The organism is Streptococcus sp. TATVAM-FAB8, assembly GCF_046592795.1.
In the GTDB taxonomy this organism is placed as follows: domain Bacteria; phylum Bacillota; class Bacilli; order Lactobacillales; family Streptococcaceae; genus Streptococcus; species Streptococcus ruminicola.
In genome coordinates, this window is record NZ_JAWVPQ010000002.1 from 169,937 (window position 1) to 192,105 (window position 22,169).

A 22,169-nucleotide genomic window follows, 5' to 3' on the forward strand; every position below is an offset into this window, starting at 1 on the left:
CGAGTTAGAAAATCGATTCCAGATGGAAGGTATTCTGACTTGCTCCTCGTATTTTGGAGGAGTGATAAAGATGAAAAAAAGACGTAAGCGTATAGATTATGGGAAATGGGGATATATTTTCATCCTTCCCTTCTTCCTAATTTTCTTCATTTTCTCTTTTATACCTTTGGTGGACACCATTCGGTATAGTTTCTTTGAATATTATCGTTCAGGGATGACAGAGATTGGGCCTAATTTCGTTGGGCTAAAAAACTACGTAAGCTTACTGCATTCAGATATGTTGAAATATGCGGCAAATACCATGATTATGTGGTTGATTGGTTTTATTCCACAGATTGTTATTGCCTTGCTACTTGCCAACTGGTTTGTTGATGCAAGACTTAAAATTCGTGGTCGACAATTCTTTAAAGTTGTCATTTACTTGCCAAACTTGATCATGGCGTCAGCCTTTGCCATGTTATTCTTCACACTCTTTTCAACAAATGGTCCTATCAATTCTATCTTGGAATCACTTGGTTGGATTAAAGAACCAATTGATTTCATGGGTTCTGCTCTTGGAACACGTTCATTGGTTGGTGTGATGAACTTCTTGATGTGGTTTGGTAATACCACAATCATGTTGATGGCAGCTATCATGGGAATTAGCCCAGATATTTTTGAAGCAGCTGAAATCGATGGTTGTAACAGTCGTCAACGTTTCTTCTATATCACTTTGCCAATGATTCGACCTATTTTGGCTTATACCTTGATTACGTCAATTATCGGTGGTTTGCAAATGTTCGATGTTCCGCAAATCTTGACTAACGGACAAGGTTCTCCAGACCGTACATCAACAACCTTGATTATGTTCTTGAACAATCACTTGAAGAGCAAGAACTACGGTATGGCCGGTGCACTATCAGTTTACCTCTTTGTGGTTAGTGCGATTCTTTGTTGGTTCGTTTATCGTATGACTAACAACGAACTTAAAACAACCAAACACCAATTGAAACACAAAGGTAGAAAGGCGAAATAATGTCAACAAAAGCAAAAAATAGATTACGTGTTATTGTGGCACATTTTGTGTTAATTACCTTATCATTCATGTGCCTATTCTTCTTTTATATCTTGATTATTAATGCGACCCACTCACATGTTGAGTTGCAAAAAGGTTTCTCAGCACTACCTGGTGGTTCCTTATTTGATAACCTGAGCAAGGTAGCTAACGATGGTAGCTTCCCGATGTTTCATGGGATTTTGAACAGCTTGATTATTTCAGGTTTGACAGCTGCTATCTGTACTTACTTTTCAGCATTAACCGCTTATGGTTTATATGTTTATGATTTTAAATTGAAGAAAGTTGCCTTTACTTTCATTTTGGCGATTTTGGTTATGCCAACACAAGTTACTTCAATGGGTTTCTTGCGCTTAATCACTAATATGGGAATGTACGATAGCTGGCTTCCTTTGATTATTCCATCAGTAGCTTCACCAGCGGTCTTCTATTTCATGTATAGCTACTTGGAATCATCATTACCAATTTCATTGGTAGAAGCTGCACGTATTGATGGTTCAAATGAATTTAGAACATTTAATACTATCGTTCTTCCAATTATGAAACCAGCTATTGCGGTTCAAGCAATCTTTACCTTCGTTGGTTCTTGGAATAACTACTTCATTCCAGCCTTGGTTATTCAAACGAAGAGCAAGATGACTGTGCCAATTTTGATTGCAACATTGCGTGGCGCAGATTACATGAACTTTGATATGGGTAAAATTTACACAATGATTTTAGTGGCTATTGTGCCAATTATTATCGTTTATCTTTTCCTTTCAAAATACATTATTGCCGGTGTGACACTCGGTGGTGTTAAGGAATAAACTTTAAGAGAAAAAGGAGATTTCATGACTAAGAAAGATGTAGTAAAGTACATTTGCTACGCAACTGCCCTATGCAGTTTACAAGTTGGAGCTGGTTTAGTAGCAGCAGATGAAGTGGGCAATGTTTCAACACTTGATAATGTTCCTGCTCTTACGAATACACAAACTACAGATACTAATGACATTACTAGTGAAACAGTAAATACCTCTACAACTGATGACAATACTACTCAGTCAGTAATTGACTCAACAAATCAAGTGAATACAAATCAGGTAGTGACTCCTGAGACTAGTGTGCAAAATCAGGAAAACTTAAGCTTGACGTCTACAAATGACCAAGTTAATCTTACAACAACTACCGAAGATACTAGTCAAACAGGAACTCAAGCTGCACACACAGGCGATTATCATGAAGATTTTAACGCTTATGATGATACGACAATGGAGCGTTCTGACTGGTTCAATGGGAATCCATTTGATTGTCGTTGGGTACCAAAAAATACCGTTGTTAACGATGGCACATTGACCTTGACCATTGATCAAAATACAACGGATGAGTACCGTTATAATGGAGCTGAGTGGCGTACACGCGAGTTCTTTGGTTATGGTATGTATTCTGTTCGTATGCAGCCAATTAGCAATCCAGGTGTTGTGTCATCATTCTTCACTTATACTGGACCAAGCGATAACAATCCTTGGGATGAAATCGATATTGAATTTCTCGGAAAAGATACAACAAAAGTCCAATTCAACTATTACACTAATGGTGTTGGTGGGCACGAATTCCTTTATGATTTAGGCTTTGATGCGTCTGAATCTTATCATGTGTATGGTTTTGATTGGCAAGCAGATCATATTACTTGGTATGTTGACGGTGTTGCAGTCTACACAGCAACTGAAAATCTCCCAGTGACACCGGGTAAAATTATGATGAATGCTTGGCCAGGAATTGGTGTTGACGATTGGTTGGCACCATATGACGGTCAAACACCGCTTGTCGCTTATTATGATTGGATTTCATATAGTGACCAAGTTGCACAAAATCAAGATAATACGAGATCTAGATCTAAATCAAATACGGCATCTAAGTCTAGAGCAACAGGTGATGTTGCAGGGAATACTTCAACTACTACCAAGGGAACTGAAAGTATAACACCAACTAAGAACTCAACTGCTTCTAAGAGTGAAAAACAAACTTTGGTTTTGGACAATCACTCAAAAGGCTCTACCAAAGAAAAACAAGCAGCTAGCCCAGTGATTAAGACTGTTGCTTATTCATCAGTAGCGTCAGCTCAAACAGCGGCTGCAAAAACTGTAACTCAATCAGTAGCAAAAGCAAATCTTGAAGGCAGTGCATTTACAGCTCTCCCAAAGACTAATCAACGTCCAAGCAAATTATTGACGATTTCAGGAGTCTTTGTAGCTCTTCTTGGTTTCTTAGCGATGCCTTTTAAAAAGGGAAAACTATAATATCAAGAAAGCGTGAATGGTAAGAACATGAAGATAAACGAACAAGCACATTTTAAGACAAGATTTGACAGTTACGATGCCTCATACATGGAATTACGGACAGGAGCAAATGGCGATATGTTTGATTGCATCTGGCAGCCTGACAATGTGAATTTTGATGGTGATGGTTTAAGCTTAAAAATCGATCGTGATGCTGACGGCTACACTGGCGGCGAGTGGCGCACAAGAGAGTATTTCCATTATGGTCTTTATCAAGTTCGCATGAAAGCCATTAAAAATACTGGCGTTGTGACATCATTTTTCACTTACACTGGACCAACAGACGGAACAAAATGGGATGAAATTGATATTGAGTTTCTTGGAAAAGATACGACAAAAGTTCAATTCAACTATTTTACAGATGGCGTTGGCAATCATGAATTCCTTTATGACCTAGGATTTGATGCATCAGAAGAGTGGCACACTTATGGTTTTGAATGGCGTGAAGACCACATCACTTGGTATGTGGATGGTAAAGCTGTTCATACAGTGACTGAAAATCTACCAAGCACACCAGGTAAAATCATGATGAATGTTTGGCCAGGAATTGGTGTTGATGATTGGCTTGATCCATATGATGGCAAAACACCTTTGTATGGATATTATGACTGGATTAGCTATGATGAATAATCTTCTTTATATTTAAGAGTTACGTTCAGCGATAAAGTCTCCGATGGAGACTTTATTTTGTCTCACTTCCATTTTTCCACTTTATTTTTATCAAATCTGCAAGAATATGGTAAAATGAAAAGAAAATGGTAATCGTTTACAAAAAAAGGGGATTGGAAATGAATTATAAGGATGAATGGAGACTTTTAGCAATTAGTGATAATTTGGATGATGTGGAACATCGTCCCTTAACTGAGGAATTTTTGTTCTATCAAGCGGTAGCTACGGGAGATGTTGAAGCGGTCCGCAAAAATTGTGAACAAGAACGTTTTGTATCAGAAGATGGTGTGGGAACTTTGTCACGTAACCCCATTACCAATTTGAAATATCACTTTGTCATTACGACAGCTATGATTACACGCATGTGTGGTCAAAATGGTATGGAATTAGAACAAGCTTTTAGACTGAGTGACTTTTATATTCAAAAATTAGATGACCTTCACACGGTACAAGAAGTTCAAAATTTGCACGACGAGATGGTTGTTGATTACACGGAACGCATGCGACGTGAAATTCAAAAAGATGTGATTTCAAAACACGTTTCAGATTGTAAGGATTATATTTATTGCCACGTGAAAGAACGCATTACGGTTGAACAGTTAGCGAGTGAATTTGGCATTTCAGCAAGCTATTTATCACGCTTATTCAAGAAAGAAGTTGGCGTGTCCGTAAGCACTTATGTTAAAAATAAAAAAATAGAAGTTGCAAAAGACTTATTGAAATTTAGTGATTATTCAATGATTGAAATTGCGAATCATTTATCATTTTCATCACAAAGTCACTTTATTCAACAGTTTAAAGAAGTTGTCGGCATTACGCCTAAAAAATATCGTGACACGCATCATAACGTTAAGTGGAATGAAAAGATTTGGTCAGAAGGTGACAAGACTAATAGTTCTTCTGAAGCCATGTAATACACACAAACATAGTATGTGATTGAAAATGTAGAGTCTGAGGCATTTGCCCCAGGCTCTTATTTTTTGCCAAACTTACAGCTCTGTAAGGACATTTTTTAAAATTGGGTATAAACTAGAATTGAAGAAATTGCCACATTTTTGCCATAGATTTTCATCAGTTTACACGGACTTTCTGGGAGAGACTTACTTATAATGGTTTGGTATAAGTCAGTGTTAGGATATTTTTTAAACAGGCAATCTTAAAAATTAAGAAAATTTCAAGGTTAATTCAATTTTGGCGTTTTATACTAGATTTTGAGTAAAAAGGGAGGAGAGCCAGTTGAGAATTTTAGTGGTCGAGGATGAGAAAGGAATTGCAGAAGCGATTCAAGCCATTCTTGAAAATCACCGTTATGAAGTGGATTTGGTTTTTGATGGTGAGTCTGCACTGGATTATATATTAACGGGACTTTATGATTTGGTTCTTTTGGATATTATGTTGCCAAAACTTGATGGTGTCAGTATTTTGAAGCGCGTTCGCCAAATGGGAATGGAAGTTCCTATCATTTTTTTGACAGCCAAATCTCAATTAGAAGACCGTGTTTTGGGACTTGATTTGGGTGCTGATGACTACATGACTAAGCCATTTGAGGCAGAAGAATTATTGGCACGGATTCGTTTGCGGACACGTCAATCGTCTATTACGCAAGTGAATCATCTCAAGTTTGGCAACTTGATTTTGAATCTGGACACGAGAGAGTTAAGCGTGGCAGAGCGCGAAGTTAAGTTGTCTAATAAAGAATTTCTGCTGATGGAAACTTTCTTGCGAAATTCCAAGAAGATTATCCCTAAAAACCAATTAATTTTGAAGGTCTGGGGACCTTTAGATGAATCCGATTATAATCAACTGGAAGTCTTTATCTCCTTTTTACGTAAGAAACTTCGTTTCTTGGCAGCCAGTGCTGTTATTAAAACGACCAAAGGCGTTGGTTACTCACTAGAAGATGGAGAGAAAGAAGGCTCATCATGAAGAATCTTCGGCTAAAATTTGTCTTGATTACGATGTCCATGTTAACCGCCATGGTTTTGGTGTTATTGGTCATTAGTGAACGTTATGACAAATATTGGGATGAGTATGATACTTATCGGATTGTTAAATTGGTGGCTGCTAATGGTTATGTCAAAGAAAATACTGACGAAGCCATTGCTTTTGTCACCATTGATAAAAATGACAAACCAGATATTCAAGTTAACAACACTTTTTTAACCAATAAAGAGGTTAAAGAAGTCAGCAAAGATTTGTTAAACAGAGGGAAAAAGAGTTGGAAATGGCATGATTACATCTATTCTTTGAAGGAAAAGAAAGATGGAACTTGGCAACTTGTCTTTATTGATTTTTCAAGCTATTCAGCTTCTTATGCTCAAGTTTTTCTGGTTACTGTTTATGTTATTTTTGGTCTTCTTTTGCTTACGGGAGTTAGTATCTACCTATCACGTTTTATCGTTCAACCAGCACAAGCTGCAATTGATCGCGAAAAACAATTTGTTTCAGATGCTAGTCATGAGTTGAAGACACCGATAGCTTCTATCCGTGCCAATGCTCAAGTATTGCAAAATCAAATTGCCCCTAATCGTTATTTGAATCATATTCTTTCAGAAACCAAACGTATGGAACATTTGATTCAAGAGTTGCTTGGCTTGTCTAAGCTTGATGACAAAGATGGTAGAGCACATTTTGAAAAAGTCGATTTATCAAGTATCTGCCAAGAAATGATTCTAAGTTATGAAAGTCTAGCCTATGAAGAGGGCAAATTAATCGAAGATCAAATCGCTGAAAATATTGAAATTCTTGGTCAAGAATCTCAGTTGAAGCAGTTGGTTACTATCCTTTTGGATAATGCTATTAAGCATTCTTTGGACAATGGAAAGATTACCGTAGAGTTGTTGCAAGAAAAGAAAACAGCACTTTTACGAGTGTCAAATCCTAGTCTGGTCTATCCAGATGAGGTTTTGAAAAATCTTTTTGAACGTTTCTATCAAGCCGAAGATTCTCGAAATAGCAGCTCAAGTTTTGGCTTGGGGTTGGCGATTGCTAAGGCTATTGTGGAAAAACATAAAGGCAGTATCACTGTCAGTCAAGCCGATAGCCAGTTAACATTTGAAGTACAACTACCACTTAAATAAGGAGTTTAAATGAAAGATACCACTCGATTTGTATTAAAAACCTTGTTTTATTTTGTGATTTTTATGGTTTTAATTTATTTTTTCAGTTATCTTGGTCGTGGTCAAGGTAATTTCATCTACAATGAGTTTTAGAAAGGTAAACGGTTCATGTTACACGATATGATTGAGAGAATTGAGCATTTTGCTCAGACACAAGGAGATTTCCCTGTCTATAATGTCTTAGGAGATGTTCACACTTATCGCGATTTAAAGGAAAATTCGGATTCCCTTGCTGCTTATATTGATTTTTTGAAGCTGGAAGAAAAATCTCCCGTTCTTGTTTTTGGAGGACAAGAGTATGACATGTTGGCTACTTTTGTGGCATTAACAAAATCTGGACATGCTTATATTCCTGTTGACCAACATTCAGCTCTTGAACGCATTGAAGCGATTTTAGAAGTGGCAGAGCCAAGTTTGATTATTGCTGTAGGTGATTTTCCTTTGGAAATAACGAATATTCCAATGATTAAGCTTGAACAATTACAGACGATTTTCGCTCAAAAAACGGACTATCAATTGACTCACTCTGTTAAAGGCGATGACAATTATTATATTATCTTTACGTCTGGGACAACAGGAAAACCAAAAGGGGTGCAAATCTCACACGACAATCTCCTAAGTTTCACTAATTGGATGATTTCTGACAAAGAATTTTCAGTGCCAGAACGACCACAAATGTTGGCGCAGCCGCCTTATTCGTTTGATTTGTCAGTTATGTATTGGGCACCAACGCTAGCCCTTGGAGGGACACTTTTTGCACTTCCAAAAGAATTAACAACAGACTTTAAACGACTCTTTACAACTATTAATGAATTGCCGATTGGGGTTTGGACATCAACACCATCATTTGCTGATATGGCTATGTTGTCAAATGACTTTAATCAAGAAACATTGCCACATTTGACGCATTTTTATTTCGATGGGGAAGAGTTAACAGTAAAAACAGCTCAAAAATTGCGTAGCCGTTTCCCGAAAGCACGCATTGTTAATGCTTATGGTCCGACAGAAGCTACTGTTGCTCTTTCTGCGGTAGCTATCACAGATGAGATGTTGGAAACATGTAAACGTCTGCCGATTGGATATACTAAAGAAGATTCACCAACCTTTGTTATTGATGAAAATGGTAAAGCTCTGCCAAATGGTGAGCAAGGTGAAATTATTGTGTCTGGTCCAGCGGTCTCAAAAGGATACCTCAATAATCCAGAACGTACCCAAGCTGCATTTTTTGAGTTTGAAGGATTACCAGCCTATCACACAGGTGATTTGGGAGTGATGACTGATGAAGGTCTCTTGCTATATGGTGGACGTATGGATTTCCAAATCAAATTCAACGGTTACCGCATTGAGCTTGAAGAAGTTTCTCAAAATCTTAACAAATCAGAATACATCAAGTCTGCTGTCGCTGTTCCGCGTTACAACAAAGACCACAAGGTACAAAATCTCCTAGCTTATGTGGTGTTGAAAGAGGGAGTTTCAGAGCAATTTGAACGTCAATTGGATATCACTAAGGCTATCAAAGAAGATTTGAAAGATATCATGATGGATTATATGATGCCTTCAAAATTCCTTTACCGTGACAGCTTGCCGCTTACACCAAATGGTAAAATCGATATCAAAGGCTTGATGAACGAGGTAAATAGTCGATGATAGCATTTCTTCATCAGTTGCCACACTTAGAGGCTTACGGCAATCCGCAATATTTTCTTTATCTGATTGTGGCTGTCTTACCTATTTTTATCGGATTATTTTTCAAAAAACGATTTCCTGTTTATGAAGCTTTGGTTAGCTTAGCTTTCATTATTTTGATGCTGACAGGGAAAAATCTTTATCAGATTGTTTCTCTTTTAGCTTACGTGGTTTGGCAAATTTTTCTGGTCTTTTCTTACAAGACTTATCGGAAAAATTATAACAATAAGTGGGTATTTTACCTTTGGGTTTTCTTAGCTGTTTTTCCACTAGCGTGGACTAAGATTACCCCTTTGATGACCATTGATAATCATCAATCGCTTTTTGGATTTTTAGGGATTTCTTACCTGACTTTCCGTGCGGTTGGCACAATTATGGAAATGCGAGATGGTGTTTTAAAAGAGTTTAGTTTATGGCAGTTTTTGCGTTTCCTTCTCTTTATGCCAACTTTTTCAAGTGGACCAATTGATCGCTTCAATCGCTTTGATGAGGATTATAAAAATATTCCTGACAAAGATGAACTGCTTGATATGCTTGAAGAAAGTGTTCGCTACTTGATGCTTGGATTTCTTTACAAGTTTATCCTAGCTTACATTTTTGGAACACTGCTTATGGCGCCACTAAAAGAAGAAGCCCTGGAAATGGGCGGAGTCTTTAACATTGCTACGCTAGGTGTTATGTACACCTATGGTTTTGATTTATTCTTTGACTTTGCGGGTTATAGCATGTTTGCGCTAGCTATTTCAAATCTTATGGGGATTAAAAGCCCAGTTAACTTTAATCAGCCTTTTAAATCACGCGATTTGAAAGAATTTTGGAATCGTTGGCACATGAGTTTGTCTTTCTGGTTCCGTGATTTTGTTTTCATGCGTTTGGTTAAGGTCTTGGTTAAGCACAAAGTCTTTAAAAATCGTAATGTCACATCAAGCGTCGCTTATATTATTAACATGTTAATCATGGGATTTTGGCATGGCTTAACGTGGTACTATATCGCTTATGGACTATTTCATGGTGTGGGTCTTGTGATTAATGATGCTTGGGTTCGTAAGAAGAAAAAAATCAATCGTGAGCGCAAAAAACAAGGACTCTCACCTTTGCCTGACAACAAATGGACACAAGGTCTTGGTATTTTCATCACCTTTAATGTTGTGATGTTATCATTCTTACTATTTTCAGGTTTCTTGGATCAATTATGGTTCCCACAACCACCTGTAAAATAATAACAATTCATTATTGTAAAGGAGTTTAGCAAATGGATATTAAATCAGATGTATTAGCAATTATTGATGATCTTTTTATGGAAGATGTTTCAGATATGATGGATGAAGATTTGTTCGATGCGGGTGTGCTTGATAGCATGGGAACTGTCGAATTAATCGTTGAATTGGAAAGTCATTTTGATATTGATATTCCAATTTCAGAATTTGGACGTGATGATTGGAATACCGCTAATAAAATCATTGCTGGAATAGAGGAACTTCGCAATGCTTAAACGCCTTTGGCAAATTTTAGGACCAGTTATTTGTGCCTTTTTGCTAGTTGTCATTAGTCTGGGTAGTGTCTCGCTTTCCAATAAATCGCACTCCCTAAAAGTAGAAAAGAAAGACGCGGTTTCGCTAAGTAAGACAGGATTTAAGAGTAAGTACAAAAAAGTACGTGCCTTAACAGATCCAAAGCACCGTTTTGTTCCGTTCTTTGGATCAAGTGAGTGGCTGCGCTTTGACAAAATGCACCCATCGGTCATTGCTGAGGCTTACAATCGTTCTTACACGCCGTATTTGCTTGGGCAAAGAGGTTCTGCCTCATTGACGCATTTTTATGGTATCCAACAAATCAATAATGAGTTGAAAAATAAACAAGCCGTTTATTTCATTTCTCCTCAGTGGTTTACGGCTAAGGGTGCCAATGCTGCCGCGTTTCAAACTTATTTTAGCAGTGGACAAGCCATTGATTTCTTGCAAAATCAAAAGGGGACAGCTTATGACCGCTACGCTGCTAGACGTTTCTTGAAACTCTATCCAGATTCTTCTCACAAGGAAATGATGGAAAAAGTAGCTGATGGCAAAAAATTATCGACAGCTGATAAACGAAAACTCAAAACTCAAAGTGTCGTTTACCAGAAAGAAGATGCCTTTTTCAGTCGTGTTTCTCTTATCGACCATTATGATGGCAAGGTTGTCTCTCAAGCGAAGAAATTACCAGATGCCTTTTCATATCAACATCTAGGGAAATTGGCAACAGCTGATGGTAAAAAAGCAAGTAGTGGTAATACCTTTGGAATCGACAACGGTTTTTATGATATTCGTATCAAACCGAGATTGAAAGATTTAAAAAATTCTCAACGTAAATTTAACTACTTAAAATCTCCAGAATACAACGATTTGCAGTTGGTATTGAATCAATTTGCCGAAAATAATACTAATGTTCTTTTTGTGATTCCTCCAGTTAATAGCAAATGGTCTGATTATACTGGACTTAACGAAGACATGTACCAAAAAGCTGTTGCCAAGATTAAATATCAATTGCAAAGCCAAGGTTTTAAAAATATTGCAGATTTCTCAAGAGACGGTGACAAAGCTTACTTTATGCAAGATACCATCCACATGGGCTGGAATGGCTGGGTCGCAATGGACAAAGCTGTTAACCCATTCTTGAACAAAAAACAAAGCAAGCCAAACTACCAAATCAACGACCAATTTCTAAGCAAAAAATGGGCTAAATACACTAAAGAGCCCGATTCATTCTATTAAAAATTCAACAATTCAACATGAAAAAATCAACCCAAATTCGGGTTGATTTTTTGCTTTTTTACGATACTTTTTCAATCAAGTCAATCAATTTTTTAGTTTCTTCTGACAAGACAGCGTGTTTTGAGTGGGCGTAGCTGACGTAAAATGTAATGCTATCTTCTTTGACTAAAGGGATTTTGACCAGTTGATCAGAATCGCTAGTTAGAGCAATGTCAGACAGAAGTGAGATGCCCATATTTTCAGCGACCATTTGTTTAATGACTGACACATCATCGATTTTGAAGAGGACAGATGCTTTGTCGTGATAGCGATGATTTAACTGATTAAAGGCTGTTAGATGAATATTGTGTTCATCCAGCAGAATAAATTTTTCAAAGAGAATTTCTTGGAATGACAACTTTTTTTTATTTGCCAGTGGGTGATTTTTAGAAAGAACAACATAAAAATCTTTGGTAAAGAGCTGACGAATGACTAGCTGATCATTTTTTAAAGGCGTTAGCGAACCTAGCAGACTAAAGTCAATTTGCCCGTCGAGAAGTTTCATCATGAGACTTCGTGAGCCACCACGGATAGCTTTAACTTGAGAGAAGGGCTCGAGATTTTCATTTTGCTCCAGCAATTCAGTCAAAATATAGTTGCAGATAATCGGCGGAAAACCTACGGTCATCATAGGATTTAGTGATTGATGGACCTCGTTAACTGCCGTTTTGATTTGTAGCAAGACATCCTCCACGTGACTTTGGAAAATATCACCTTGTAAGGTTAATTCAGCAGTACGGTGCGAAGGATCTTTGATGACCAAGTCACAGTCCAATTCCTTTTCCAAACGCTTGATAGCGTAAGAAATTGTTGGCTGGCTGACTTTGAAATGCTGCGCTGTCCCAGTGTAGGATTTTGATTTGGCTAACTGGTAAAAATATTCTAAATCACGTAAATTCATGCCTACCTCCTTGACTTATTTTACCATAAACTTTTTGATTCTACTTATAAATAATTTTTATTAAAACTGCTGGGTTTGACTATAAGAAGCTCAGCAGTTTATAATGACCCGCATAAGATCTTTCTACATATTTAATAGCTTATTAGGAGGAAAAATCATGCGTGGACATGAAATTCTAAATAACCCGTTTTTAAATAAAGGGACTGCCTTTACTATGGAAGAACGTAAAGAACTTGGTTTGCTTGGTATTTTGCCACCTTACGTTCAAACAATCGAAGAACAAGCTGAACAAGCTTACCAACACTTCTTGCGTAAACCATCAAATCTTGAAAAACGTCATTTCTTGATGGAAATCTTCAACACTAACCGTACACTTTTCTACTACCTATTCAACCAACACATCGTTGAATTTAACCCAGTTGTGTACGATCCAGTTATCGCTGAAACAATCGAAGAATACAGTGAATTGTACGTTGACCCACAATACGCTGCATACCTTGATATCAACCACCCAGAAAACATTGAAGAAACTTTGCGCAATGCTGCTGGTGACCGCGATATCCGTTTGATCGTTGTAACAGATGCTGAAGGTATCCTTGGTATCGGTGACTGGGGTGTTCAAGGTGTTGACATCTCTGTTGGTAAATTGATGATCTACACTGCAGCTGCTGGTATCGACCCTGCTTCAGTTATGCCACTTGTTATCGACGCTGGTACAAACCGTAAAGAACTTTTGGAAAACCCAATGTATCTTGGTAACCGCCACGAACGTGTCACTGGTGATCAATACTACGAATTCATCGAAAAATTTGTTCAAACAGCTGAAAACATGTTCCCTAAATTGTACCTTCACTGGGAAGATTTCGGTCGTTCAAATGCTGCGAACATTCTTAACAAATACAAAAAAGAAATTCCAACATTTAACGATGACATCCAAGGTACTGGTATCGTAGTTCTTGGTGGTATCTTCGGTGCTATGGACATCACTGGTGAAAAACTAACTGACCAAGTTTACCTATGCTACGGTGGTGGTTCTGCTGGTGCTGGTATTGCTGACCGCGTTCACGCTGAGATGGTTTCAGAAGGTTTGACTCCAGAAGAAGCTTACAAACACTTCTTCATGATTGACAAACAAGGTCTTCTTTTCGATGACATGGAAGATTTGACACCTGCTCAAAAACCATTTGCTAAAAAACGTGAAGACTTCGCTGACTGCGGTGATATGACTAGCCTTCTTAACGTTATTAAAACAGTTAAACCAACAATCTTGGTTGGTACATCAACTGATGCTGGTGCCTTCACTAAAGAAGTTGTTGAAGCAATGTGTGAAAACACTGAACGTCCAGTTATCTTCCCAATTTCAAACCCAACTAAGAAATTAGAAGCAACTGCTGAGCAAGTTATCGAATGGTCAGACGGTAAAGCCTTCGTTGCTACTGGTGTGCCTTCAGGTACAGTAAGCTACAAAGGTGTTGATTACCAAATCGGACAAGCTAACAACGCTTTGATCTACCCAGGTCTTGGTCTTGGTATGTTGGCATCTGAAGCTTCACTTCTTACAGACGAAATGATTGGTGCGGCTGCTCACTCACTTAGCGGTCTTGTAGATCCAGGTCAACCAGGTGCACCTGTTCTTCCACCATTCCAATACGTTGCTGAAGTTTCTATCAAAGTTGCGGAAGCTGTTGCCAAAAAAGCTCAAGAACAAGGTTTAGCTCAAGCTGAAGAAAAAGACATGGCTAAAGCTGTTCGTGACCTTAAATGGTATCCAAAATATTAATGAAGGAGGATAACCATTCGTATGAAAAAATTCTCGAACGTTAAAATTGCGGGTGTTTCCGCTCCACTTTATACGGCTCTGGTTATCATTTTAGCTGCTGTAATTGCTATGGGTAAATTACCACTAAACATGGTGGGAATTACCTTTATGCTTGTTGTTTTAGGTCACCTCTTTTACTTCATCGGTGAAAGATTACCGTTTTGGAATACATACCTCGGTGGTGGCTCAGTATTTACTCTTCTTTTAGCAGCGGTGCTTGCCGCAACAGGTCTCGTGCCAAAATCTGTTGTTGAAGCAACATCGACTTTTATGAGTGATTGGGGCTTTCTAGATTTTTACATCGCTGCCCTTATCTGCGGTTCAATTTTGGGAATGAATCGTAAACTTTTGGTGAAAGCCTCTGCTAAGTTCATCCCTGTTGCTCTTTTATCAATGGTTGTCGGATTCTTTGCAACAGGTGCTGTCGGAGCTCTTCTTGGTCAGGGCTTTGGACATTCTGTCATGTATATCTCCTTTGCGCAAATGGCAGGTGGTATGGGAGCAGGGATTGTTCCTTTATCAAAAATCTACGCAGCAGGACTTCACACAGATGCCTCAAACGTCTTGTCACAATTAGCCCCAGCTACAACACTTGGTAACATTTTTGCCATTATTGGAGCTATCGTGATTGCGCGTGGCTTTGCTAAAACAAAATTCAACGGACACGGTGTGCTTATCCCTGTGGATAAAGATGATTTGAAAAAATCAACTGCACCACTTGACCCAACTAAGGTTGGTGTCGGAATGATGCTTGCTTTTGCCCTTTTCCTTGTTGGTGTCATTCTAAATGTCCTTGTACCAAAAGTGCATAGCTATGCCTTTATGATTATCATTGTCTTTATTTTAAAAGCTCTTGATATCGTGCCTAAAGAGTTAGAAGAAGCAGTTGTCATGTTTAACCGTGTTGTTATGGTGAATTTGACACATGCCGTTCTTGCAGGTATCGGACTTGCTATGATTGACTTGTCATCACTTGCACAAGCCATGACATGGCAATTCGTCCTTATCAGCTTAACATCAGTAGTATCAATGGGACTTGCTAGCTGGATTTTAGGTCAAGTGCTTGGCATGTATCCAGTTGAGACAGCTATCGGAGCTGGTATGATTAACAATTCAATGGGTGGTACTGGTAACATCGCTGTGCTTTCTGCGGCAGATCGCATGGAAATGATTGCCTTTGCCCAAATGGCAAACCGACTTGGCGGTGCAATCGTCCTCATCCTTGGAGGAATCCTAATCCAATTTTTACATTAATTCAACACTTTACTCCTTAAAATGTATTGAATACCCTTTAAAATTTGTGTTTACTCTGAAAAAATAGACAATATTATTACACAGAACCCCCTAGCTTGCTCACCACAGGCTAGGGGGTTATTTTTATGATAAATATTTATTTTCTTTTTGTGATTTTAGCCAAAGTGTAATAGCTAGTGCAAGTAGATAGAGTAGGATAAAGACAATAAGAGTACTTGTGTATGATTTGGTTGCTGAGTATGTGACAGCAAGCAGCATTGGACCTGCTAGCGCAGCCATTCCCCAAGCTGTTAAAATATAGCCGTGCATGGTTGCCAGCTCCTTAGCACCGAAAATATCGCTAAGATATGGTGGAATGAGTGAGAAGCCAGCTCCGTAACAAGTCATGAGCACAGCCATGGCAATGGTGAACAATGCTGGCGCGTGAAGGAACATGAGCGATACGGTCATGAGGATATTAACAACAAATAAAATAAGGAAGGTCAGCGGACGACCGATATAGTCTGACAAGCTAGCCCAGAGCAATCTTCCAAAGCCATTGAAAATTCCCATAAGCCCAACGATAATGGCAGCTTGGTTGGCAGTCATGCCAGCTACATCTTGTGCCATAGGTGAGACAACAGAGATTAAGGCAAGCCCACAAGAAATGTTGATGAAGAGAATTAGCCAGAGCAGGTAAAATTCAACTGTTTTTAAGGCTTTTTTAGCTCCAATACCTTGACTTAATTGCTTATGACTGTCGTCAGTATCCTGTTCACTGTAGGATGGAAATTTGAGAAACTGTGAGACGATAAGCATGACCAGAAAATAAGCTCCCCCTAACAGGTAAAAGGTGTTGATAACATCATATTTGGTGATTAAAAAATGCGCAATTGGACTGGTTAAAAGAGAGGCAAAGCCAAATCCCATGATAGCTAGCCCAGTTGCCAGCCCACGTTTATCAGGAAACCACTTGATAATCATTGATACGGGTGTGACATAGCCCGTACCCAGCCCGATACCGCCAAGGACACCATAACCAAGATAAAGCAGAAAGATACTATGCTGGGCAATAGCAAAGCCTGTCAGGACGTTTCCAGAAGCGTATAAGATTGCAGAAATGGTACCAGTAACACGAGGTCCAAATTTTTCCACAACTTGCCCCATAAATGCAGCCGACATGCCCAAACAGAAAATGGCAAGCGAAAAAGCAAAGGCAATCGCTGATTGATTCCAGCCAGTCTCAGCAATAATAGGATTACGATAAACACTCCAAGCGTAGGTAGAGCCTAGCATTAAATGCAAGATAACACCACAACTTGCGATGACATAACGATTGTTGGTAGACATTACTTCTCCTTTTTACGAATATTAATACACAATATTTTGAATAACGTTAGGATATTATTGTATCTTATTTTTGATTATAAGTAAAATAGTATTTTTGTTGCACAAAAAGCGAATGATAAAAAGGAGGTAATTAAGAACGTTCAGAGTTTTATAATTTGGTCAAATAAAGCTCTATTTTCATCGTATAAGTGGTGAGTAATCATGATGACAGTGAGTTCGTTTGTTTGTAGTAGCTTTCTTTCAATATCAATAGCAGTTAGCTTATCAAGATTAGATACCGCTTCGTCCATAATGACAATTGGCTTATTACCGAGTAATTCTCTAGCAATAGCAATTCTGGCAGCTTGACCTCCAGATAAATCATCTTGGAAAGTAGTATCTAAGCCTTTGCCGATAAACTTATCCACATGTGCAAAAGTTAAAACCTCTTTAAAAAAATTCTTATCCACAGAACGACCAAGCGTGAGGTTAGTACGTAATGTATCTTTAAAAAGATGAGCTTTCTGCGGAATTAAAGCAAAAATATTTTGTAAACTTTCTAGTGATATTTCTTGATAGTTATGGCTATCTAAATAAATGTCACCGTCATAATCTGTTAATTCTCCAGTTAAAATACGAATGAGTGTTGACTTCCCTGCACCTGAGCTGCCAATAAGGGCAACTTTTTCGCCTTTTGAAATTGTAAAGTCGGGAAAGGTAATTTGTTTTCCATTATCGAAACGGAGACTTAACCGATGACAAGTGATGTTTTGGTTAAAATCTGTTAGACTAATAGTTCTTTTGGTTGAAATTGTTTTAGGGTATTTATCAATTAGTTTAGTAGTTGCTTTATATGTGACGATATTGTATGCAGCTCCTCTAGTGTAATTAAATAGGCAGCTAGTTAGATTAGCAATTGAAAAGATAACCCCCGTAGTGATTTCACCCTTGATAACTAAATAACCTGTTGCAATGAAGATTATAACTTGTGCGATAATACTTGACATCATGGAAAGGGAATTAGCGCTACTTGATTCTCTAGTTAGCGTGACTTTAGATTTGATAAGTTTACTAAAATCAGTTAAAATACGATTTTTAAAAAAGTCGGTTTGATTATTGTGATAGAAGATTTCAAAGCCCTCTAGGTAGTCACTTGTTCTATTTAATGCTTGATTAGAGGTATTGGATACTTCTTCGGTTCTTAGAGCGATTTTTCCCTCAAAAACTTTAGGAATAAAATAAACGAAGGTTGTCATTATAATACTGACGATGAGTAATAACCAGTGGAAATAGATAATGGCAAAAGCATTTAAAGCGACTGTTACAATACTTTCAATAGCATCATAAAATTGTTTGAATCCATTATCTTTTAAAAGATTCATATCATTAATCAACCATGAGTTGTATTCAGATTTGGTGTGATGGTTATTGCCAGAATAAGTGTTAACAATTAAGGAATTTAGTAAATCATCTCGTATGAAATTCACTTCTTTTTGGCAGAGTTTTTCTTTCAGACTATCTTTCCAAATTTGTAGGAGACTGTAGCCAGCCCAACAAAGAACATCAATGCAAGACCAAAAAATAAATTGGTTCCAATTGCTTTTTATTAAGGCATCAAGCATCCATGTTAAAGACAGTGAACTCATAACATTAGTTGCAACCCAAAACACAATAACAATAAGTAAAATGAGATTTTCTTTTTTTAATTTCCACAAGTAAGATAGCATAACCAAGATTTCCTCTTTTGTTGAATATACCTTTATTATAAAGAATTATCGTCACAAAGCAAACGATTGCATAAGAATATTTTTGTTTAATATTATATCTAACTTTCCCTGATTTTCCTGGCACTTGCTTTGGTGTCTCTTGCGGTCTGTGTTATAATAAAACCATGGAAATATTTGATACACATACGCATTTGAATGCTGATGATTTTGCTGGGCGTGAAGCAGAAGAATTGGCACTTGCAAAAGAATTGGGCGTCACTCGACATAATGTTGTTGGATTTGATGCACCAACTATTAAACGCGCTATTGAGTTAGCTGAAGAATACCCAGAAATTTACGCCACAATTGGTTGGCACCCGACAGAAGCAGGTTCTTATAATCAAGAAATCGAGGACATGATTGTCTCAAATCTCTCACACCCAAAAGTGATTGGTCTAGGTGAGATTGGCCTTGATTACTACTGGATGGAGGACCCTAAAGAGGTTCAAATCGAAGTTTTCAAACGCCAGATTCAACTTTCAAAAGACCACAATTTGCCATTTATTGTCCACACACGCGACGCTATGGAAGATACTTACAAAGTTATCAAAGAGGTCGGTGTTGGACCACGTGGTGGGATTATTCACTCATTTTCTGGTTCTTTGGAAATGGCAGAGCGCTTTGTCGAGCTTGGCATGATGATTTCATTTTCAGGTGTTGTCACATTTAAAAAAGCTCTTGATGTTCAAGAAGCTGCGCAAAAATTACCGCTTGATAAGATTTTAGTTGAAACGGATGCACCATATCTTGCACCAGTTCCAAAACGAGGCCGTGAAAATCGCACCGCTTATACTCGCTATGTTGTAGATAAAATTGCTGAACTTCGTGGATTAACAAGCGAAGAAGTGGCAAAAGCAACATCAGACAATGCAAAGAGGTTATTTAACTGTGACTGAAAAAATTAAAATCCAAGAAGTCTTAGTCGTTGAAGGGAAAGACGATACTGCAAATTTGCGTCGCTTTTACGACGTGGACACTTACGAAACACGCGGTTCAGCTATCAACGATGACGACCTTGAACGCATCGAAAAATTAAATAATCTTCGTGGTGTTATCGTCTTTACTGACCCTGATTACAATGGCGAACGCATTCGTAAAATCATCATGAATGCTATTCCTAATGTCAAACACGCCTTTTTAAATCGTAGTGAAGCCGTTCCAAAATCAAAAAGCAAAGGACGTTCACTTGGTGTCGAACATGCCAGCTTTGAAGATTTACAAAAGGCTCTTAAAGGTGTTTTAGGGAACTTTGATGATGACAACCAATTTGACATTACAAAAGCTGATTTGATGCGCATGGGGCTGTTAATGGGTGGCGATAGCCGCAAACGCCGTGAATACCTCGGAGAAGAACTCCGTATTGGCTACAGCAACGGCAAACAACTCCTTAAACGCTTAGAACTCTTTGGCATCACTCTGGCTGAAGTCGAAGAAGCGATGGAGAAATACGAAGAATGAAAAAAGTCGCACTCTTGCGAGGTGTCACACCAGTTGGTCAAAATCGGATTCCTAAAATGACTTATCTTGTTGAGATTTTGACAGAAGCAGGGCTTGAAAACGTCAAGACTTATATTCAAAGTGGCAATATTGTTTTTGAGACGGATTTAGCTGATGATGCTATTTGCACCTTGATTCATGATACGATTAAGGAAAAAATCGGAGCTGATTTATCTGTTGTTCTTAAAGAGCAACCGCAGCTTACAACGGCAATTATTGAAAATCCCTTTGATGAACGCTATGACGTTTCACGTGTTCACCTTGTTTTTACAAATGACCAGTTTTCGCAGGATAAGTTAGCTGACCTGTTAGAAACTGACTTTGGTGATGAAATCTTGCGAGCAGGAAGTGAATGCCTCTATCTCTATTTACCAAGAGAAGCCAAGAAAAAACGACTGAATACCAATTATTTAGAAAAACAATTACACATCACAGCTACCATGCGAAAGCTCAGAAGTGTTTCACGTTTAAGCCAGATGTGATACAATAGTAACTTGCATTGACAGAAACGAAAGGAATGACAAAACCTTATTCTGGGGATAACTTGTGGATAAGGTAGTTAAATAAATTATGAGAATTGCTGATTACAGTGTGACGCGTGCTGTCCTTGAGCGTCATGGATTTACCTTTAAAAAATCATTTGGACAGAACTTTTTGACAGATACTAACATTCTACAAAAAATTGTAGATACTGCTGAGATTGATAAGAATGTCAACGTTATCGAAATTGGTCCTGGTATCGGTGCTTTGACAGAATTTTTGGCTGAAAATGCTGCTGAAGTTATGGCGTTTGAAATTGACGACCGTTTGATTCCGATTTTGGCTGATACGCTTCGCGATTTTGACAATGTCAAAGTCATCAATGAAGATATCTTGAAATCAGACCTTCAAAGCCGTATCAAAGAATTTGCTAACCCAGACCTTCCAATCAAGGTCGTAGCAAACCTTCCTTACTACATCACAACACCAATCTTGATGCACTTGATTGAATCAAAAATTCCATTTGCAGAATTTGTCGTGATGATGCAAAAAGAAGTGGCGGACCGTATCTCAGCAGAACCAAATACCAAAGCTTACGGTTCACTTTCAATTGCGGTGCAATACTACATGACAGCAAAAGTTGCTTTCATCGTGCCACGTACAGTCTTTGTGCCAGCGCCTAACGTTGATTCAGCCATCTTAAAAATGACACGTCGTGAACAACCACTTGTTCAAGTTAAAGACGAAGATTTTTTCTTCCGCATTGCTAAAATCAGTTTTGTTCACCGTCGTAAAACCCTTTGGAACAACTTGACAAGTCACTTCGGGAAAGCAGAAGAAACTAAAGCTAAACTTGAAAAAGCTCTTGAAATGGCAGAAATCAAACCATCAATTCGTGGTGAAGCTTTATCAATTGCAGACTTTGCAAAATTAGCTGACGCATTGAAAGAAGTCGGTTTATAATAAAAAAACAACTCGAAAGAGTTGCTTTTTTTATGCTTAAAATAGATGATGAGTTAAACTTGCCACTACTGTTGAAAAGTCATGCCAAGGCTGTGACATCACTAATTTATAAAATATAATCAAACTCATTGTTAATCTCCTAAAAATTTCAGTTACCAATATCGCTTTTATTATGCCATAAAATGTATAGCTGTGAACGCTCAAGTCATAAACGGTTAATATTCAGTCGCAAACGGTAAGGATTATTGAAAAGTTTACCGTTTACGATGAAAAAACAACTGTTTACGACATAGACGGCTGTTGTGCGAAAATTCTGATAAAATAAAACTTGTCAATCGCGATGACAAAAACAATTTAGGAGACATTAAAATGAACAAAAAAACGGTTGAACAATTTGCCCCAATGACAGCTGAAGAGCTTGCGTGTGTTGAGGGTGGAAATCAAGTCTTTGCTGGAGGCGGGGGAGTGTTAAAACCAGATTACCCTTGGTGGAGGATAGATCCTCTCATCGACTTTCGACTACTTTGACACAATAGTTGTCTAGAGGAA

General features: G+C 38.1%; 22 protein-coding genes. 19 read left to right on the forward strand and 3 right to left on the reverse strand.

From position 1 onward, the window contains the following. Positions 1-70 precede the first annotated feature (70 nt). The 12 genes from SFC32_RS02545 to dltD all read left to right on the forward strand — a co-directional run bounded on the left by SFC32_RS02545 (position 71) and on the right by dltD (position 11,593). Complete coding sequence (locus SFC32_RS02545; RefSeq protein ID WP_074564520.1) at positions 71-1,015, forward strand: carbohydrate ABC transporter permease; 945 nt, start codon at positions 71-73, stop codon at positions 1,013-1,015. Then, positions 1,015-1,860 (forward strand): carbohydrate ABC transporter permease, encoded by an 846-nt coding sequence (locus SFC32_RS02550; RefSeq protein WP_411049914.1) that lies wholly within the window; start codon positions 1,015-1,017, stop codon positions 1,858-1,860. The genes SFC32_RS02545 and SFC32_RS02550 overlap by 1 nt, the downstream gene beginning before the upstream one ends. Before the next feature lie 24 nt (positions 1,861-1,884). Next, on the forward strand, positions 1,885-3,330 hold the full coding sequence (bglS, locus tag SFC32_RS02555) for a beta-glucanase (RefSeq protein ID WP_411049913.1): 1,446 nt from the start codon (positions 1,885-1,887) through the stop codon (positions 3,328-3,330). A 27-nt stretch (positions 3,331-3,357) separates the two neighbouring features. After that, entirely contained in the window at positions 3,358-3,999 is a 642-nt protein-coding gene (gene bglS / locus SFC32_RS02560) for a beta-glucanase (RefSeq protein WP_074564517.1), read from the forward strand. A gap of 158 nt (positions 4,000-4,157) precedes the next feature. Continuing rightward, positions 4,158-4,952 carry a helix-turn-helix domain-containing protein gene (locus tag SFC32_RS02565; RefSeq protein WP_411049912.1) on the forward strand — a complete coding sequence of 265 codons (795 nt, stop codon included), beginning with the start codon at positions 4,158-4,160 and terminating at the stop codon, positions 4,950-4,952. A 322-nt stretch (positions 4,953-5,274) separates the two neighbouring features. Beyond that, on the forward strand, positions 5,275-5,964 hold the full coding sequence (locus SFC32_RS02570; protein WP_411049911.1) for a response regulator transcription factor: 690 nt from the start codon (positions 5,275-5,277) through the stop codon (positions 5,962-5,964). After that, a complete protein-coding gene (locus SFC32_RS02575; protein ID WP_411049915.1) occupies positions 5,958-7,118 on the forward strand; it encodes a sensor histidine kinase in 1,161 nt (386 codons plus the stop codon). The genes SFC32_RS02570 and SFC32_RS02575 overlap by 7 nt, the downstream gene beginning before the upstream one ends. Before the next feature lie 9 nt (positions 7,119-7,127). Further along, positions 7,128-7,250, forward strand: coding sequence for a teichoic acid D-Ala incorporation-associated protein DltX (locus SFC32_RS02580; protein ID WP_020917506.1), 123 nt, complete (start codon positions 7,128-7,130; stop codon positions 7,248-7,250). Positions 7,251-7,265: 15 nt separating this feature from the next. Further along, the gene (gene dltA / locus SFC32_RS02585) at positions 7,266-8,804 is read left to right on the forward strand and encodes a D-alanine--poly(phosphoribitol) ligase subunit DltA (protein ID WP_411049910.1); all 1,539 of its coding nucleotides are present in this window, start codon (positions 7,266-7,268) and stop codon (positions 8,802-8,804) included. Continuing rightward, entirely contained in the window at positions 8,801-10,063 is a 1,263-nt protein-coding gene (dltB, locus tag SFC32_RS02590; protein WP_411049909.1) for a D-alanyl-lipoteichoic acid biosynthesis protein DltB, read from the forward strand. The genes dltA and dltB overlap by 4 nt, the downstream gene beginning before the upstream one ends. A 32-nt stretch (positions 10,064-10,095) precedes the next feature. Then, complete coding sequence (gene dltC, locus SFC32_RS02595) at positions 10,096-10,335, forward strand: D-alanine--poly(phosphoribitol) ligase subunit DltC (protein ID WP_015695707.1); 240 nt, start codon at positions 10,096-10,098, stop codon at positions 10,333-10,335. Next, complete coding sequence (gene dltD, locus SFC32_RS02600) at positions 10,328-11,593, forward strand: D-alanyl-lipoteichoic acid biosynthesis protein DltD (protein ID WP_074602982.1); 1,266 nt, start codon at positions 10,328-10,330, stop codon at positions 11,591-11,593. The genes dltC and dltD overlap by 8 nt, the downstream gene beginning before the upstream one ends. A 58-nt stretch (positions 11,594-11,651) precedes the next feature. Here dltD and SFC32_RS02605 read toward each other — a convergent pair whose 3' ends face one another. After that, entirely contained in the window at positions 11,652-12,533 is an 882-nt protein-coding gene (locus tag SFC32_RS02605) for a LysR family transcriptional regulator (protein WP_074602979.1), read from the reverse strand. 157 nt (positions 12,534-12,690) lie between these two features. On the opposite strand from SFC32_RS02605, the gene SFC32_RS02610 reads away from it, so the two are divergent. Next, the gene (locus tag SFC32_RS02610; RefSeq protein WP_039696204.1) at positions 12,691-14,313 is read left to right on the forward strand and encodes a malolactic enzyme; all 1,623 of its coding nucleotides are present in this window, start codon (positions 12,691-12,693) and stop codon (positions 14,311-14,313) included. 21 nt (positions 14,314-14,334) lie between these two features. Next, a complete protein-coding gene (locus SFC32_RS02615; RefSeq protein ID WP_074564499.1) occupies positions 14,335-15,606 on the forward strand; it encodes a 2-hydroxycarboxylate transporter family protein in 1,272 nt (423 codons plus the stop codon). Positions 15,607-15,729: 123 nt separating this feature from the next. On the opposite strand, the gene SFC32_RS02620 is transcribed toward SFC32_RS02615, so the two are convergent. Together SFC32_RS02620 and SFC32_RS02625 are read right to left on the reverse strand one after the other, a co-directional pair. Next, a complete protein-coding gene (locus tag SFC32_RS02620; RefSeq protein ID WP_158914547.1) occupies positions 15,730-16,935 on the reverse strand; it encodes an OFA family MFS transporter in 1,206 nt (401 codons plus the stop codon). 140 nt (positions 16,936-17,075) lie between these two features. Continuing rightward, on the reverse strand, positions 17,076-18,641 hold the full coding sequence (locus tag SFC32_RS02625) for an ATP-binding cassette domain-containing protein (RefSeq protein ID WP_200769390.1): 1,566 nt from the start codon (positions 18,639-18,641) through the stop codon (positions 17,076-17,078). Between the two features lie 164 nt (positions 18,642-18,805). Between SFC32_RS02625 and SFC32_RS02630 the strand changes: the two genes are divergently transcribed. The 5 genes from SFC32_RS02630 to SFC32_RS02650 all read left to right on the forward strand — a co-directional run bounded on the left by SFC32_RS02630 (position 18,806) and on the right by SFC32_RS02650 (position 22,148). Further along, complete coding sequence (locus SFC32_RS02630; protein ID WP_411049908.1) at positions 18,806-19,576, forward strand: TatD family hydrolase; 771 nt, start codon at positions 18,806-18,808, stop codon at positions 19,574-19,576. Beyond that, on the forward strand, positions 19,569-20,138 hold the full coding sequence (gene rnmV, locus SFC32_RS02635) for a ribonuclease M5 (RefSeq protein WP_411049907.1): 570 nt from the start codon (positions 19,569-19,571) through the stop codon (positions 20,136-20,138). The genes SFC32_RS02630 and rnmV overlap by 8 nt, the downstream gene beginning before the upstream one ends. Continuing rightward, positions 20,135-20,659: a DUF1697 domain-containing protein gene (locus tag SFC32_RS02640; protein ID WP_411049906.1), complete on the forward strand. Its 525-nt coding sequence runs from the start codon at positions 20,135-20,137 to the stop codon at positions 20,657-20,659. The genes rnmV and SFC32_RS02640 overlap by 4 nt, the downstream gene beginning before the upstream one ends. 88 nt (positions 20,660-20,747) lie before the next feature. Continuing rightward, complete coding sequence (gene rsmA / locus SFC32_RS02645; RefSeq protein ID WP_074564489.1) at positions 20,748-21,620, forward strand: 16S rRNA (adenine(1518)-N(6)/adenine(1519)-N(6))-dimethyltransferase RsmA; 873 nt, start codon at positions 20,748-20,750, stop codon at positions 21,618-21,620. Between the two features lie 369 nt (positions 21,621-21,989). Further along, a complete protein-coding gene (locus tag SFC32_RS02650) occupies positions 21,990-22,148 on the forward strand; it encodes a bacteriocin class II family protein (RefSeq protein WP_411049905.1) in 159 nt (52 codons plus the stop codon). Positions 22,149-22,169 lie beyond the last annotated feature (21 nt).

What these genes read in the sequence shown, in the direction of transcription:
- SFC32_RS02550 (WP_411049914.1), top strand. Translation starts at nt 1,015, where the DNA reads ATGTCAACAAAAGCAAAAAATAGATTACGTGTTATTGTGGCACATTTT.
- SFC32_RS02650 (WP_411049905.1), top strand. Translation starts at nt 21,990, where the DNA reads ATGAACAAAAAAACGGTTGAACAATTTGCCCCAATGACAGCTGAAGAG.
- SFC32_RS02565 (WP_411049912.1), top strand. Translation starts at nt 4,158, where the DNA reads ATGAATTATAAGGATGAATGGAGACTTTTAGCAATTAGTGATAATTTG.
- SFC32_RS02610 (WP_039696204.1), top strand. Translation starts at nt 12,691, where the DNA reads ATGCGTGGACATGAAATTCTAAATAACCCGTTTTTAAATAAAGGGACT.
- dltB (WP_411049909.1), top strand. Translation starts at nt 8,801, where the DNA reads ATGATAGCATTTCTTCATCAGTTGCCACACTTAGAGGCTTACGGCAAT.
- dltD (WP_074602982.1), top strand. Translation starts at nt 10,328, where the DNA reads ATGCTTAAACGCCTTTGGCAAATTTTAGGACCAGTTATTTGTGCCTTT.
- dltC (WP_015695707.1), top strand. Translation starts at nt 10,096, where the DNA reads ATGGATATTAAATCAGATGTATTAGCAATTATTGATGATCTTTTTATG.
- SFC32_RS02605 (WP_074602979.1), bottom strand. Translation starts at nt 12,533, where the DNA reads ATGAATTTACGTGATTTAGAATATTTTTACCAGTTAGCCAAATCAAAA.
- rsmA (WP_074564489.1), top strand. Translation starts at nt 20,748, where the DNA reads ATGAGAATTGCTGATTACAGTGTGACGCGTGCTGTCCTTGAGCGTCAT.
- SFC32_RS02630 (WP_411049908.1), top strand. Translation starts at nt 18,806, where the DNA reads ATGGAAATATTTGATACACATACGCATTTGAATGCTGATGATTTTGCT.
- SFC32_RS02625 (WP_200769390.1), bottom strand. Translation starts at nt 18,641, where the DNA reads ATGCTATCTTACTTGTGGAAATTAAAAAAAGAAAATCTCATTTTACTT.
- SFC32_RS02545 (WP_074564520.1), top strand. Translation starts at nt 71, where the DNA reads ATGAAAAAAAGACGTAAGCGTATAGATTATGGGAAATGGGGATATATT.
- SFC32_RS02615 (WP_074564499.1), top strand. Translation starts at nt 14,335, where the DNA reads ATGAAAAAATTCTCGAACGTTAAAATTGCGGGTGTTTCCGCTCCACTT.
- bglS (WP_411049913.1), top strand. Translation starts at nt 1,885, where the DNA reads ATGACTAAGAAAGATGTAGTAAAGTACATTTGCTACGCAACTGCCCTA.
- SFC32_RS02640 (WP_411049906.1), top strand. Translation starts at nt 20,135, where the DNA reads ATGAAAAAAGTCGCACTCTTGCGAGGTGTCACACCAGTTGGTCAAAAT.
- SFC32_RS02620 (WP_158914547.1), bottom strand. Translation starts at nt 16,935, where the DNA reads ATGTCTACCAACAATCGTTATGTCATCGCAAGTTGTGGTGTTATCTTG.
- SFC32_RS02580 (WP_020917506.1), top strand. Translation starts at nt 7,128, where the DNA reads ATGAAAGATACCACTCGATTTGTATTAAAAACCTTGTTTTATTTTGTG.
- bglS (WP_074564517.1), top strand. Translation starts at nt 3,358, where the DNA reads ATGAAGATAAACGAACAAGCACATTTTAAGACAAGATTTGACAGTTAC.
- dltA (WP_411049910.1), top strand. Translation starts at nt 7,266, where the DNA reads ATGTTACACGATATGATTGAGAGAATTGAGCATTTTGCTCAGACACAA.